The 16,095-nt window shown below is 59.6% G+C and carries 5 protein-coding genes and 1 pseudogene; 1 reads left to right on the plus strand and 5 read right to left on the minus strand.

All coding sequences use genetic code 11. The features are described from left to right. Positions 1–741 (plus strand): IS3 family transposase (locus JHD73_RS01895; protein ID WP_199027142.1); only part of this gene is annotated, 741 nt, incomplete at its 5' end. Between the two features lie 231 nt (positions 742–972). Here JHD73_RS01895 and JHD73_RS01900 read toward each other — a convergent pair. From JHD73_RS01900 to JHD73_RS01920, 5 genes and pseudogenes are all read right to left on the minus strand, one after another. Next, positions 973–2,193 (minus strand): annotated as a pseudogene (locus JHD73_RS01900) (filamentous hemagglutinin); the annotation flags it as partial. A 291-nt stretch (positions 2,194–2,484) separates the two neighbouring features. Further along, positions 2,485–2,715: a hypothetical protein gene (locus JHD73_RS01905; RefSeq protein ID WP_199027146.1), complete on the minus strand. Its 231-nt coding sequence runs from the start codon at positions 2,713–2,715 to the stop codon at positions 2,485–2,487. Positions 2,716–3,262: 547 nt separating this feature from the next. After that, entirely contained in the window at positions 3,263–3,739 is a 477-nt protein-coding gene (locus tag JHD73_RS01910) for an Imm42 family immunity protein (protein ID WP_199027148.1), read from the minus strand. Further along, positions 3,740–14,251: a hemagglutinin repeat-containing protein gene (locus tag JHD73_RS01915; protein ID WP_199027150.1), complete on the minus strand. Its 10,512-nt coding sequence runs from the start codon at positions 14,249–14,251 to the stop codon at positions 3,740–3,742. It lies immediately after the preceding gene. An 11-nt stretch (positions 14,252–14,262) separates the two neighbouring features. Next, positions 14,263–16,026 (minus strand): ShlB/FhaC/HecB family hemolysin secretion/activation protein, encoded by a 1,764-nt coding sequence (locus tag JHD73_RS01920; protein WP_368735489.1) that lies wholly within the window; start codon positions 16,024–16,026, stop codon positions 14,263–14,265. Positions 16,027–16,095 lie beyond the last annotated feature (69 nt).

The raw sequence follows: 16,095 nt of genomic DNA on the forward strand, positions 1-16,095 counted from the left end.
CGCAGCCTGGAAGACGAAGCGCTGGCGGCGAAGGTACGGCAAAGCTTCGTTGGCAGTGACCGCACCTACGGTGCCCGCCGAGTCTGGCACGACGTGCTGGCGCTGGGTGAGCGTTGCGGCCTGCACCGTATCGAGCGATTGATGCGGGCGCAGGCCCTGCGTGCCAGGCCCAGGCGGCGAGGCTTGCCCAAGGACCATGGCGAGCGCTGCGCCATTGCGGCCAACGTGCTGGACCGCCAATTCCAGGCTGACGCACCGAACCAGAAGTGGGTGGCGGACTTCACCTACATCTGGACGGCTGAGGGCTGGCTGTACGTGGCGGTGGTGCTGGACCTGTACTCGCGCCGGGCGGTGGGCTGGTCAATGCAATCGAGCATGACCTCGCAGTTGGTGGCCGATGCGCTGATGATGGCCGTGTGGCGACGTGGGCGACCGGTGCAGTTGCTCCATCACTCGGACCAGGGCAGCCAATACACCAGTGAGCACTTCCAGCAGTTGCTCAAGGAACAGGGCATCACCTGTAGCATGAGCCGCGCCGGCGAGGTCTGGGACAACTCGGCGATGGAAAGCTTCTTTAGCAGCCTGAAGACCGAGCGAACGGCGCGTCGTGTTTACCGCAGTCGCGAGCAAGCTAGGTCAGACGTGTTCGACTACATCGAGCGCTTCTACAATCCGACGCGCAGGCATTCGACGCTCGGCTACGTCAGTCCGATACAGTTTGAGCAAGCTCGAGAAGCTTAGGTCGGTGTCCACTGAACCGGCAGCAGCCCACAACTCGTTTGTACGCTCACCACTTTCTTGTTGCACGCCACGCAGTTCGTTGACCACGGCCAAACAGGACTGCACAGTACTGCAGTTTTCAGCACGGTCATGATTCGATTGCCACAGCTTGGCAAACTGGTCTCGGACCTCCTTGCGGCAGGCATCCGTCGTGCAGTTCGCTAGTTTCTGATCGCGCTCGATCTTCTGCTTAGGTGTTAGCCAGTTGTTATCAACAGCTGCTGTTGCGGCAGTGGTCGCGGTGGCAGCATTGCTGCTCGACACAACCGCAGCAACCCCTGCCACCAAAGACGTCACAAGGTTGCGTTTCGCATCCTTGTCGGCATTGGTTTCTTTCGCATCGTCGGTGAACAGATTGGTCAGCAAGCTAGAGGCCGCTGCGCCAAGCGCCCCAGCGCCGCAACTCTGGCTGCTGGCAGCCGCACCTGCACAAGCCACGATCGCATGCAGGCTCGCGTGTTCGGGGCTGCCTTCTTTGACAACACCGTCCGCAACGAGCTTGCCGATGTATCCGGCCCCCTGTTGCTGGACATAGTTGACAACGGCGCTTTGCATGAATTGTGCGTAACTGCCGCTCACATTGCCGCCGGCCGCCGCCGTCAATGCATTGGCGATTTGACGATACGTGCCACCGGCCCCCCACTTGCTTTCCGTGTCCACAGCTTCCGCGCGCGTTTGCTGAGCCTGTTCCCAAAGTTGTTGACGCTGTCCATCCGTCAAATTGCTGCTTGGGTCTGCTGCTTGCTTCTCCAGCTTGTCGGCGGTTTGCCGCTTGGCATCCGCCTCTTGGATGCGCTGGCCAACAAACGTCCCCGCTTGATTGACGAACTGGCCAGCAATCTCAAAGCCCGCCTGAACCTTGTCCTTATCAAAGATCGGCGCGAGCGCGCCCCCCGTATTTGATGCGTCACGGTTGATACCTGCCACGGTTTCCGCAGCGGTCTTGCCAGTCAGTTGCTGTTGCTTGGCGCTGTCGGTGATCGTGATCGTGCCGCCGCTGATTGCGCTGCTGGTTGTTGAGCTGGCGTCGCCTGATGCGCTCAGTACGATCGGTGGTGCTGCTGTGAAACCGCTGCGGCTGCTTGGCAGCTCTGTGCCAGGTACAGGGTTGACGTTGTCGGCCTTGCCTCGTTGGTCCTTGCCGATACCACTCTTGTCGGTATCGCCTCCACCCCCGAAGGAGTAGCCACCGCTGATCCCAATCTGCGAGCCGCTATAGTGCGCTTCGTTCTGGATGTTGCTGTGCGTAAGCGTAGCGGTAGTCAGGTTGTTGAGTCCGTCCAGCACGGCTTTGTCGCTGCTGGCAATCACGCCGCCTTTGAGGTCGGTGTTGCCCTTGACGTCGATCTGGAAGCCGCCGTCGCCGGCACGTATGCCGGATTGCTCACCTACGGCCGCGTAGTCGCTGTTCAGAAAGTACAGTGCTCGTGCACTCGCCATTACTTGCGCGCGTCCAGCGGATGTACCTTTCTCACATTCTGTGATCACCTGTCGAATAGTATTTCCTATGATGCCTTTTTCAAGGTGGATTTCCTGATTTTAAATATCGTGAATAAAATAATTTCGTTCATTCGATGAGGGAATCAGGCGATCATGTGTTGCTCCTTGCATCATGAAGAAGATCGAGAAAAACAGATGGAAAGCAAAAAGGGGGGCGCCCATAATAATTGATTATTTTTTTCGATATTTTTGGCGTTGGTTGATTTATTTAAAATTGTATTCTGGCGGTATTTTCCAGTTTTCGCTGGGAAATTCTGGGAAGGTAAAGCGAGGGTCGAGATAGGTTTTCTTTATATCATGGGTCAACACGGAAAAGAAGCCTTCCATATTCTGCAGTGAAATGCCGATTCTTATAAGTCCTGCTTTTGCTATTAATAAATCGCCTTTTGATTTTGCGGTGATGTAAAGAATGATGGCGGATTGCAATCGATTCATGTTGTCGATCAGGGGTTCATTAAGATCTTCGTCAAAATCAATTCTCCATGAAGGTGCATTGGTATCTGGATTGATTTCTTCTCGGGGGGGGTGTCGGATTTATTCCGTTATCTTGCGCAATTTCTGTGATTATGGATTTAATTAAATTATAATTCATGACTATCTAACGTTGATTTTTCGCCCTTGTTTTTCTGCGCTCTCTGTTTTTGCGTCGTTGATGGTTACATCTGGATTGACTACAAATTTGAAGTTCCCGTTTTTGTCGAATACTTCTAGGTGATCTTAGTGCATGCCGTAGAATTTTATGACGGCCTCTAAGGAGGTGCCAGAACTCAAGTGATAGAGACCAGCCAATTGGTTGATCAGCGGTTGGTTCATGGCTGCTTTCTGTGTCTAGCTACCATGCAACCGTTTCGCCACTGGTAGAGCGCCCCCATTGAATTCATACGCGCATCTAGGCGCCCGCCGTTCGCGCGCGATACATACTAAGGTACGCACCCATGGCCGGCCAACTGCAATGCGATGACCGCCATTTCTTCGTGCTTCACTATCTGGTTCGGTAGCTTGCGATCGCGTTGCGGGCGATTGATTGGAATTTCCCCACATCCATGGTGATCTCAAGTATGCTGGATTCATCATCTTTGTTGGAGTAAATAATTCTCGCAAGGTCACCGTTTTCCACGATAAAGAAATCATGACCTTCATCAGAGAGACTCTGTGGTGATAAGAAATAGGTAAAATCACTTTTCTCCACATTGGAATCCATAGTCGGAAAGGAAAGCTTCTGAAGCTCTGTAATTAATTTTTTTGCAGGGAGTTGAAAGAACGTATCATTTCTGACGCTATTGTTCATGCAGTATAAATTTTCCATGTCATATAAATCGATGCTAAGGGTGGAATTCATGGACCACATTAGCTTTCCATTGACAATGTAGCCGAAGCATCCGTTGTCGAATCTCTCGGTTGACCAAGGTTCAACGGAGTCATACCAAATTGCGAAAATATCAGGGGTTCCGAATATCATTTATCTTCCCTTAAATCCAAGGTCGCGCTTAACTTCTTTCGGGATGGGGCTAAGCTCTAGAGGATTTCGTGTGTCCCCCGTCGAACCGCTCCAATGGTATACGCCATTTCCGTCGGTGGAGAATCTATTGATGTTTCCGTCTGAATCAATGGCGTAACGCTTGTTGCGATCACCAGGGATAGAGTTGTTGAATAATTCCAAAGAATTTCGTGGCTCCGTTCCCGCTCTGACGTTACTACCAGGCATTCCTGGAGTGTGTTTTGGATTGGACTCAACCTGAAGTCCATTATTTGCAGTTACTTTCTCGGGAATCGGCATCCGGTTGTTATCGTTGCCCCCCGCCATCATAAGAATGTAGTCGCGCAACGCCTTCTTGACTACGTCGAACTGTGTGATGATCAGGCCGGACGATTGCTCCGTATTGATCGGATTCGTGTGCAAGTTGGCCGTCGGGTCGACCTCGGTGATCGGGTTGCCGAAAATGCCATCGCCCTTCTTTGCACTCTCTCCTTTAAAGCCAGGGAGCTCAAACGGCTTGCGCGGTTCCCCAGGGGTCGGGGGGATTGGGTGGGGTGCAGGTCCAGCCTGCATCGCAACTTGATTGTTCTCAGCCTCAATCTGCCCGGCGTTGGTCGCCGTTGTGGCATTGGTCCCAGCTATCGCCGCGATACCTGCCACCAAGCTTGTCACGATGTTCTCTCGCGCCTGCCTATCCGACGCGGACATGTCTTTGGTTGGCCCAAGCAGCGTGCCAAGAAGGGAACTGGATACAGCGCCCAGCGCGCCCGCACCGCAGTTCTGACTGCTGGCGGCAGCACCCGCACATCCGACGATTGCATGCAGAGCCGCGCGAGCGCTTTCGCTATCCAATCCATCGGCAATTTGCTTTACCTGATTGGTACTGAGCTGCTGCAGATATGCGACAGCGGCATTCTGCGCAAACTGCCCCATCCCACCTGTGACGTTGCCGCCGGCGGCAACAGTCAGGGCTGTTAGAACTTGACGATAGGTGCCGGCTGGCCCCCAGTCCGCCGCCAGCTTGTCCGCTTGCTGCTGGGCTTGCGCACGTTGCTCGGGTGAGAGTGCCGGGTTTTGGGCTGCGGCCTTGGCTGCGTCGACTTCCTGCATGCGCTGGCCAACAAACGTCCCCGCTTGATTGACGAACTGGCCAGCAATCTCAAAGCCCGCCTGAACCTTGTCCTTATCAAAGATCGGCGCGAGCGCGCCCCCCGTATTTGATGCGTCACGGTTGATACCTGCCACGGTTTCCGCAGCGGTCTTGCCAGTCAGTTGCTGTTGCTTGGCGCTGTCGGTGATCGTGATCGTGCCGCCGCTGATTGCGCTGCTGGTTGTTGAGCTGGCGTCGCCTGATGCGCTCAGTACGATCGGTGGTGCTGCTGTGAAACCGCTGCGGCTGCTTGGCAGCTCTGTGCCAGGTACAGGGTTGACGTTGTCGGCCTTGCCTCGTTGGTCCTTGCCGATACCACTCTTGTCGGTATCGCCTCCACCCCCGAAGGAGTAGCCACCGCTGATCCCAATCTGCGAGCCGCTATAGTGCGCTTCGTTCTGGATGTTGCTGTGCGTAAGCGTAGCGGTAGTCAGGTTGTTGAGTCCGTCCAGCACGGCTTTGTCGCTGCTGGCAATCACGCCGCCTTTGAGGTCGGTGTTGCCCTTGACGTCGATCTGGAAGCCGCCGTCGCCGGCGCGTATGCCGGATTGCTCACCTACGGCCGCGTAGTCGCTGTTCAGCTTGTTCTGGCTGATGCTGCCGGAAACGCTGGATTTGCCCACGCAAAGCGGCGGCACGCACACGCTAACACCTACCCCCGCACTCTGTTGCTTGGAGTCGTAGTGATTGGTGTCCTGCAGGCTTTCGACGTTGAGATTGCCACCAATGCTTGCGACAACCTGCTGGCCGTAGACGACAGCACCACGCACATTCGTGTCACCGCCCGAGCGGATCATCAAGGTGTCGCCGGCGGTGACGTGGGAATTGGTCCACGTCGTTGAGTCGCCATCGGCATTTCCTCTACTGCCAGATGCGTTCGCGGTGAAGGCAATACCGCTTTGCGAACCGACACTGATAGATACGCCCACACCGGCACTCGCGCCGCTGTTTGTGGAGTGCTGGCTGCTTGTGCTCTGTGCTGCCCGCAGATTGACATCGCCGTCTGCAGCCAACAACGTGTTCTTGCCCGATGAGATCGTGCTGCCCACAACGTTGATGTTGCTGTCCTTGCCCGCACCCGAGGCGGCAATGGTGACGTTACCACCTGCAGAAACCGTACTGCCCATCGCTGTGCTGGACCGCATCTGTGATTGGCTGTCGCTCTTGCTCGCACCAAGCGAGATGTTGATGCCAACGCTGGTTGCTGCCTTAACCGGGTCGCCACCTACGGCATCGTAAGCATTCTTGGCTGCGAGACCTGTTGTGGCGGCTGCGAGCGCCATCAGGCGTGGATCGCCGTCTACATGCTTTGCAGCCTCTGCCATCTGCCGGCCGGTCTGGATGGCGGAGATCACGGGGCTGGTGATCCCCACCGTTACGCCGGCTTGTCGGAAGCGTTGCCGCTCGGCGTCTGCTGTCGTGTCGTAAGCCGAGTCAATGGTGACGGTTTTGCCCGCCATGGCCAGATCGTTGCCGGCGTGAATCACGCTGCCGGTGACATGCGCGTCGTTCCCCGCCGCGATGGTTAGGTTGCCATTGAGAGAACCGACCATGCTGCCGTTGTTCGTCACCTGGCTTGACTGCTGGTCAGAGGACTGTGAGCGCGTACCGACCGATACAGACATGCCGTTACTGCCCAGGAATCCAGACTCCTTCTGCTCGGAGCTGCTGGTCGACTGAGTCGTGTTTTGCGATGTCGTGATTTTTACATCGTGAGAGGCGGCCAGTTTTACGTCGCCCGTCCCCACCACATTACTACCCCGCACCGTCAGATCATTCCCCGCTTGCACGCGCACCGTCTCACCCGAAACCGTGCTGCTCACACCCAGGTTGGCATTTAACGTGGATTCACTACGCGTGGACTTCGACGACAACAATCCCTTGCTCGCATCAAAGTCGAACTTGGCAGCGTTGTGCTGTTCACGCGCTTCCGCAATCGTCACGTCGTGGTCTGCCACGATGGTGACGCCGCCGGCTGGTGCGGTCTTTGTCCTAGTGCTGGAAGGGTCGACTGGCTGAATGATCATCCGGCCCGGAGCGGTCGAGGCGGTGGGAGACGATTTCTCCGCGCTGTCCTGCCGCGCGGTGCCCGCCGTGATGCTCGACCCGACGATGGACACGTTGCCGCCACCATCGGTGCGTGCGCTGCCGCCGGCCTTTGCGTTGACCGCTGCCAGCGTGACGTTGCCACCCGCGCTTACGTTGCTGCCCACCGTTGCCTCGTCGAGGCGGTTGGCGGTGTGCACGTGGTTGCTCTCACGCGTGTTGGTGTAGTCCATCGACGAGGTGTCGGTGGCATTGCGGACGGTCAGGTTGCCTTGTGAGACGGCGGTGATGTCGCCGCCTGCCTTGACTTGCGCGGCGGTGAGGGTGGTGTCGCGGCCACTGCCGATCGACAGGTTGCCGCCCGTCGCCACGGAGGATGTGAGGTGGGTGGTGTCTTGCGCGTTGCTGTGCGTTTGCGCGTCGTAGTAGTAACCGGTGGTGGTGGATGCCTTGGCCGTGTCAATGGTGACGTCGCGGCCTGCGGCAATGCTGGCATCGCCTTTGGCCGACAGGGTGGCGCCTGAAACCACCACGTCGCGCCCAGCTGACATGGCCAAATCACCGCGCGAGACGATGGTGCCGGTTTGTCCGATCAAGCTGTTGGTGGAAGTGCTGGCCCCCGCTTGGGCGCGTGCGCCATCCACATCGACCAACGTGACGTTGCGGATGTCGCGTCCGGCGGCTACGCCCACGGCGTCTCCGGAAATGGTGCCGGAGGCGTTGACGACATCCATGGTGGCCGAGATAACGGTGGCGCCCTTGCTGTTGATCGTTCCCCCACGGTTGACGACGTTGTCTGCCGTCAGGTTGACGCGCGTGTCACCCGCGATACGACCGCTGTTGTTCAGGTCTCCGGCGGTGTGCAGATCGATGGCATCTGCGGTGATGAGTGCGCCGGAGGGCTTCAGGTCATCAGCGCGCGTCTGCGCCAGGTAGACCACAGGCGCCAGGACCTTGGTTGTTGCGCCGTTGGGTAGCGTGACCGTTTGCTCAACCATCCACACGATGTCCTGCGTAAGCGCGGCCATCTGCGTATCCGTCAATGCCATGCCGGGAACGAGCGAGAATGACTTCGCCACGCTCGCGCCTGATTCCATCAGCGCGCGATATTCATCTTCAGCGCTGGCGTAGCCCTGCAAATAGCGGCGCCCCGTGAGCTGGGTGATCTGGTCGTTCACCAGTTTCTGTTCGTAGAAACCGTCACCCAGGCGCTTCTGCGTAAGTGCGGGGTCGATGCCGAGACGCCCCAGCATGTAGTCACTGGAGATGAATATGCCGCGATTGGTGAAGCGCGGGTCGGTCTCGATCAGGTAGCCGGGGCCCGGCACCGGATTGATGTGGAACAGACCATTGGTTGGCAGCGTGAAGTTGGGTAGAGGGTTGGCCGGCGTGCCAACGGTGAAATGCACGCCACCCGCATTGACGTTGCCGGCGGAACCACCGTTCATACCGACCGCATTACCGGTGCCGCCACTCATGCCGACAGTGCCACCCGTACCGCCAACCATGCCAACGCTTGCGCCCGTGCCGCTGGTCGGCCCACTGGTGCCTGCATTGACTCCCAACGTACTGCCTGCTCCGGCCACCGAAGAATCTGTGGCCGACACGTTGGTGTTGGTCAGGCTGCCAATGTTGCCGGTCAGGCGCGTGCCCGCAGAGACGGTGCCGCGCAGTTCCCCGTTGATCTGGGTGCTGACCTGCGTCGGTTGCGCGAGCTGGCTCGTTTCGTTGTAGTCATCGTCGTGGCGGTAGAGCGACCACTCCGACACCGTGGTCGTACGCGCGAATGTACGGCCGACATTGCTGATGGTGGTGGTGCCAATCGTGCTGCCGTCGCCAACGCCGCCAGTCTGCGTGGCGGTGCCGAACTGCATCACATTGCCAGCGGCCACCGTGCTGTAGGTGTTGGACAGGCGCATGCCGTCGGCGAACAGCATGTTGTTGCCCGCCAGCATGCGCGCTTCCGGCGTGGCGGAAAGCAGCCGATCTTGCGTGACCGTCGTAGTGGTGTGCCGCTCGTATTCCACGTGCGCATGGTCACCCCATGGGCGGTAGAGCGGGCGCTCATCCAGCGGGTTGATGTTGACGTTCGGGTTGTAGCCGCCGTCGTAGTACGTGATGGTGTAACGTGTTCCGCCGCCAGAGCCAGGAGCTTGCGAGATCGACTCGTAGTAGATCGACGTACCGTCGGCAAACGTGAGTTTCTTGGCGACCGGGTCAACCGATCGCACTGCCGCGTACACCGTATCCTGTGTCTGCCAGCCGCTATCCGGTACAAACGAGCCTGGGATGTTGGTGGTGATGGTGGTGGGCCCGCTGTCGGAGACGGTCAGGCTGGTGGTCTGGTAGGCCGCCCCGCAACCACGAGCCATCGCATACCCGTAACCATTCGCGCAGAACCAGTATTGTTCGCGCTTCTTCTTTACCACTTCTGTGCTGCTGACCGGGTCCGTCGTGAACTGCACGTCGGCGCGCCGGTTCTGCACATCCAATGCGGCAACCTCGAGGTTCTGGTCGGCCTCGATGGTGGAGCCCTCGTTAACGATGCTCTGCGTCTTGTTGAGCAGTCGGCCACTGGCGTCACGCGCACCGTCTGCTGCGATGGTCATGTTGCCCAGGCTATAGAGCGTGGCGCCGTTGGTGTTGAACACCCCCTGCCGGGCATACAGATTCAAGGTGTCTGCGGCTGCCACAATGGCCGCAGCTCCACTATTGCTGATCTGGCGCGCCGACAGCGTGACCGATCCGCCAATGACCGTGCCGGTGTTGGCAAAGGTATCGCTGCCTGTCGTGACGGTATTGCCTTCGAGGCGCCCACTGTTGGTGACGGCGCCGCTCGCGTTGAGCGAAGTGCCGTCAGCGTTGATATGTCCGGTATTGTTGATATTGGCTGCGTTGGCGCTCAGGTTCCGCACCGCAAGCAATTCGCCTTGGTTGGTCAGCGTGCCGGTGGTAGTAAGTGACAGATCCCGGTTGCCTTGGATCACATTGCCGGCAGCGTTGTTGTAGTCGCCTTGCAATGAGATGGCGGCGTCTTGGCCGGCAACGATCCGCCCGGTACCGCGAACTGTCTGCGCCGCAAGCGACAGGTTGCTGTCCGACGCGATTCGGCCGCCAGCGTTGGTGAACGCACCAACCATGTTCGCTTGCACGCTGCCACCTGAGCGCATGCTGTTGCCGATCTGCCCACGTGTGTTGTCGAGTGACGCGACGTTCAGAACGATATCGCCCGACGCGTTGATGGTGCCGTCAGTGTTGTCGAGTGTGGTCCCAGTTTGGTTCAGGGTCAGCCCGGTTGTACCGACCAGCTTACCGCCGGTGTTGTTGACGCTTTGGTCGACATTCAGGCCCAGGGATTGACCGGCCAGCACTTGCCCGCCCATCGTGTTGGCCAATGTGCGCGCCGTAACGGAAACGACACCGTTGCCGCCCAGCGTACCCATGCCTGATGCGTTACCGGCGTTGCTGTTCAGGATCTGCGCGCCGCCCTCAATGGTGGTGACGCCTTTACCGGCGTTGACCATGCGGCCAGCGGTGTTATCGATGGAAGCTGCAGTCACATCCAGTGTGGCCACTGCGCCGTTGGCTTCGATGCGCCCACCGGAATTGTCGATCGCTCCGGTCGCGTGGGCCTGAATAGCATTCTTTGCAGAGAGCGTGCCCCCGTGGTTGGTCAGCATGCCCCCCGATTGCACGTTCAAAATGCTGTCTGCCGACGCGATGCCGCCATTGTTGTCCACGGCCGCTGCCGCAATGTCAACGCGGCCATTGCCGGTGATTCGCCCGGCGGCGGTATTGGATAGTGTTTGCGTGGCCGAGACGGTAAGCGCTTCTGTGCCGAAGTTCTGGATCGTGCCGCCTGTGTTGGACAGCGCATTTGCTGAAACCGTAGCGCCGTGCGAGGCATCGATCAGCCCACCGTCGTTGGTGAGCGCAGCGCCAGCGCTCACTTGAACGCTATCCGCCGACAACTTCCCGCCGGTATTGTCCAGTGTGCCGTCGGCACCGATGGTTGCCTGTCCGATTGCACTGAGAAGGCCGTCACGGTTGGCAAGCGATGCTGCGTGCAGGTCTAGCGCGCCATTGGTCTGCAGTTTGCCACTGGTGTTGGAGAACGCGCCCGCCCGCACTGTAAACGTGCCGTTGCCGGCGTGGACCAGCGTACCTCCGTCGTTCGTCAACGCAACGGCGCGGATGCGGGCGTTGGTGCCGGCGGCTTGTAGCCGCCCCGCCGAATTGTCGAATGTGCCACTTACATTGACGGTGGCTTCGCCATTTGCAGACACAAGGCCGTTGCGATTGGTGATTGCCGCCGCGCGCAGGTCGAGCGCGCCGCCGCTTCGCAATGTGCCATCTGTGTTGTCCAGTGTCTGGCTTGCATTCACTGTCGTTGGCCCGCTGGCCGACACCGTACCCGTTTGGTTACCCAGTGTCGACGCTTGCACGCTGAGCGATCCATTGATCTGCAAGTGACCGCCCACGTTGGACAATGCGCCGGTATTGACGCTCAACGTGCCGTTGCCGACATGGGCCAGCGTGCCGCCATCGTTGATCAACGATGCCGCGCTGATGCTCGCGTCTGCGCCAGCGCTTTCCAAACGACCCGACGAGTTGTTCAGTGCGCCGACCACATTGATGGCGCTTTGGTCGGCGGCGGACACCAAGCCGCGCTGATTGGAGATTGACCCCGCGCGCAGGTCAAACCCCGCGTTGGTCTGCAGCGTGCCACTGTCGTTTTGCAGCGCCTGGTCTATGCGAGCGGTGGCGGAACCCACAGCCGAAACAACACCAGCCTGATTGGTGAGAGACACCGCATGCAAGTCGAGCGCGCCATTGGTTTGCAGCTTGCCGCTTGCGTTGGATAGGGCGCCTGTCTGTACGCTCAACATGCCATTGCCAACGTGAGCCACTGCGCCACCGTCATTCACGAGTGAGCCGGCGTTGATGGTGGCGTCTGTGCCGCCGCTTTCCATGCGGCCCGACGTATTGTCCAGCATGCCCATCACGTTGGCGGCACTTTGCCCCGCTGCGGAGACTAGGCCATGCTGGTTGGCGAGCGATGCCGCGTGCAGGTCAAGAGAAGCATTGGTCCGGATGGTGCCGCTTCCATTGTCCAATGCTTGGTCGGCGCGTATCGTCGCTTGCCCGACCGCGGAGATGATGCCGCCGTGGTTCGTGGCGGATGTGGCATGCAGATCGAGGGCACTGTTGGTCTGCAGCTTGCCATCGGTGTTTGACAATGCGCTCGTCTGCAGGGTCAAGGTGCCGTTGCCAGCGTGTGCCACTGCGCCACCATCGTTGATCAGGGATCCGGAGTTGATCGTGGCATGTGTGCCGGCACTCTCCATGCGGCCGACTGCGTTGTCCAGTGCACCCTTTACATTGACATCGATTTGCCCCGTCGCGGAAACGTTGCCGTTTCGGTTGGTCAGTGAGCCTGCTTGCAGATCGAGGTCGCTGTCGGTATGCAACGTGCCACCGGTATTGTCCAGTGACGAGTCAGCGCGCACCGTAGCCGCTCCAACCGAGGAGATGATCCCGCCTTGATTGCCAAGCGTGGTCGCGTGCAGGTCCAGTGCGCCGTTGGTCTGCAGCTTGCCGTTTCTGTTTGACAACGCACCGGTCTTTAAGCTGAGCGTGCCGTTGCCGGAATGTCCCAGGGTGCCCTCGTCATTGGTCGTCGATGCGGCGCTCACGGAGGTATTGAGCGCTGCGGTTTCCAGCTTGCCACCGGTATTGTCGAACATACCCGTCACGCTTACGTTGGTGGTACTGCTACCGCTTTGCGACAGCGTACCGCCACGGTTAGATAGCGCGCCGCCGGTCACCGTCAGCAAGGTGGTGGTGACGGTGCCCGCGTCGTTGCGCACGGAGCCGGTGGCGTTGAAGGTGGCCGCTGAGCCCGCCTGGAGGTTGCCGTGGCTGTGATCGATGTCACCTTGTGTGGCCGTTGCGGTGACGTTCCCGCTCGTGTTGGTTTGCGCACCGGCCAGACTTACATTGGCGCCGGATACATTGATGTCGCCGGTGGCAAGGTTGCGGCCGTTCAGACTGGCGGAACCGGTGGCTGTTGTACTGAGTGTCTTGCCCGCATTGGCTGCGGTACCGCTCGCATCTACGCCAGCAGCCAGCGTGCCCGAAGACTGCACCTGCTGCCCCGTCACCGAGACATTGCCAAGCGCAGCCAGCGTGCCGGTATTGGTGGCCGAGCCTACCGCACGCATGTCAACGTTCTGCTGGCCATACAGCGTGCCCGTGTTCGTCACATCTTGCGCACTGCTCACACGTAGCGCACCGGCCGCGTTGGTCGTACCGGCCAGCGTGACACGGCCGGCACTGTCGATGTTCAGGTCACCCGATTGCGCGGCGATAGTGCCGGCGCTGTTGACGCCCACGCCGGCTTCCGTACCGATCAGCCGGATCTTGCCTGCATACAGCCCACCCAGGTTACCCACGTCGATGGCGACGGTAGGGCGGTTGGCATCGCTGGTGATGACCTGGACGCCCAAGTCCGCATAGTTGACGGTGTTGCTGCCTGCGATGACGGTGACGTTGTTTGCCCACAGTTTGCCGTTGACCTGTACTGAGCGTGCAATCAGGTCTACCTGATCGAGGTTGGTTGCATTCAGGCCGTTGCCTTGCACCTGGATCGAACCGCCAGTTACACGGAAGCCGTCCAGGCTGCCACCCACACCCAGCATCGGGGTGCCCGTGGTCAGTGTAAAGCGGTCGCTGTTGATGACGCCGCAGCCGTCGCATACCAGACCATTTGGGTTTGCAATCACGACCTGTGCACGCTGTCCGGCCACCTCAAGGTATCCGCGCAGGCTTGAGGCTTGGTTGCCGGTGACCTCGTTCAGGATGACGCGCGCCTGGGCACCGGTCAGGTTCGGATTACCTGCGATATAGCCTGCAAGCTGTGTTTGTGTGAGTGTCTGTGCGTTGTTGAGAATCGCGCCGCCGGGGCCGGTGTTGAACTGCTGATACTGGTTGCGAGATACGCCCGCAGCAGAGGGTGCCGTGATTTGCACGACTGGCGTACCGTTGGCCGCCTGGTCAACCGTTGGCCGATGCGCCCCGGCATTCGGGTCGGCTACGATTTGTGCGTATGGCGTCAGATGGAACGCGCCAAGTACAGCCGCCACACTAACGGCACCAGGGCGCAGTCGGAACGTACCGGTGACGCCGCGCTCTCCGCTGCGGTTGTTGCCCCGCTGCGTGGACGACACGGTTTCCGCCACGGCCATCAACGTACCGCGCACACGATTGAAAACGATGCGATGAAGATGCTTGTTCATGGGAAACCGCGTCAGTATTGATAGGTGAGCGAGAAGCCGGCGGCCTGCGCACGCGTGGTAAAACCCTCGGGCTTGTGCAATGCCCAGCCGAGGAATACGTCGTAGAAGAGGCCCTTGAAGGGGCTGCCACGCAGACCAACGGCGGTGCCCACCAGCGTTTTGCCGGCAAGGGTTGTGGCGCTGGGTCCGGAGACCGTACCAGCGTCGAGGCCCACGTACACGCTGTGGCCGGAGTTGCCGATCGGGGCTTCGAGTTCGTTACGCCAGTAAGCGCCGCGCTCGGCAGCAAGGGTGAGTTCACCGTCGAAGCCGCGCACCGTCCAGCGGTTGCCAATGGAGAGGAAATCCGCAGCGAATAGCGCTCCCTTTGAGAATTGCCCGCGCACTGTGGCCGTGTAGCGCAACGGCAGACCATCTTTGGCAATCGAAGTGGGCACTGGCAGCGTAAAAGGCACTGTCAGCACCGCATCGAGCGTCGTAATGCGATAGAGAAACTTGTCGCGCTCGGCCGGAGCGGTCGGGTCGAAGCGGTTCAGCTCGGACTGCCCGCCCATCCATGGCACGCCGAATCGCCACGCGGCGTTGAGGTCGAGCTGGGCGGCGCCGAAGTAGTGCTTATGCAGCCAACCGATCTCACCGAAGGTGGTGGCGCGTTGCTGCACGCCGATCGACGTGTCGTCGATGTAGGCATGGTTCCAGCGGCGCACCAGGCGGAACTGCAACGAGTTCTTCTGCACACGATCTCGCTGGAACAGGTATTGCGCGCGCACTTCCAGATTCTTGGAGTTGCCCGACGATACGAAGGATTGGTTGACGCCGGCAATCTGCTGGAAATAGTCGTACGCGCCGGCAGCAACCGAAAGCGTCCAGTACCCCAAGGGGATCGAGTAATAGGCATTGGCCCCCTTGGTGCCGCGATCGCGTTCGTTGACGTTCAAGTCATGCACTACGCCGACGTTGAGCAAGTCGTTCAAGCCGAGCGGGTTGTCGAGCGCAGCACTCAGGTTGCCCTGCAGCTTGCCTGAGCTCTTCGAGCCACTGTCGTCCACTGACGCGATCACCTTCCACAGTCGCGTGCGGGTGACGGTGATGACCACATCGGATTCGCCGGGCAAGTCGCCCGGAACGATCTGCATATCGACATCCTGCGAGGTCACTCGCTTCATTTGCTCCAGACCTTGCTCGAGGTCGCGCAGGTTGAGCAACTGACCCGCACCCGTGGGGAAAGCACTGCGCCACGTACCCCACATGGACTCGTCGGCAAATCGGATGCGGCGGATGACGCCAGGAAAGAGGGCTATCTTGAGCATGCCGCTCGACAGATCCTGCTCTGGTACTGCAACGCGAGTCGTTGTATAGCCACGCTCGAGCAGCAGACCGGACGCGCGGTGCACAATCAGGTTTAGCCCCTTGGGCCCGATGCAGCGGCCGGCGTACTGGTCCAGCATGTCTTGCAGGAAGCGAAAGCCGTCCTGCGGCAACTGACTTGCGCCGAGGGCACGCATGGCCTCCGGCAACGCCTGCGGCACGGACACAGATACGCGGTCGATCTTGAAGCAAGGTGCTTCCGCCGGCAGTGCTGTGGTCTTCAGGTCAGTATTTGCACCGGGTTCGAGTGACACGTTGGGTGCGGCCTGCAGGCGGGCACGTTCGTTGGCATCTTCAATGGCGCGCTCTCGCTGGAGCTGTGTGTCCAGCGGCGTTGTCCGTGCCGGTTCAACTGCCACCTGTGCGATCACGGCCATTGGCCATGCAGCCAATAGGCCAATCGTCACGTAAGCAGCATGATGGCGACGCGACCCCGTAGCAATGCGCGCAGGCCATCCAAGGCTGACGCCTTTTCC

The sequence above is a fragment of the Ralstonia sp. ASV6 genome (assembly GCF_016429285.1).
In the GTDB taxonomy this organism is placed as follows: Bacteria; Pseudomonadota; Gammaproteobacteria; order Burkholderiales; family Burkholderiaceae; genus Ralstonia; species Ralstonia flaminis.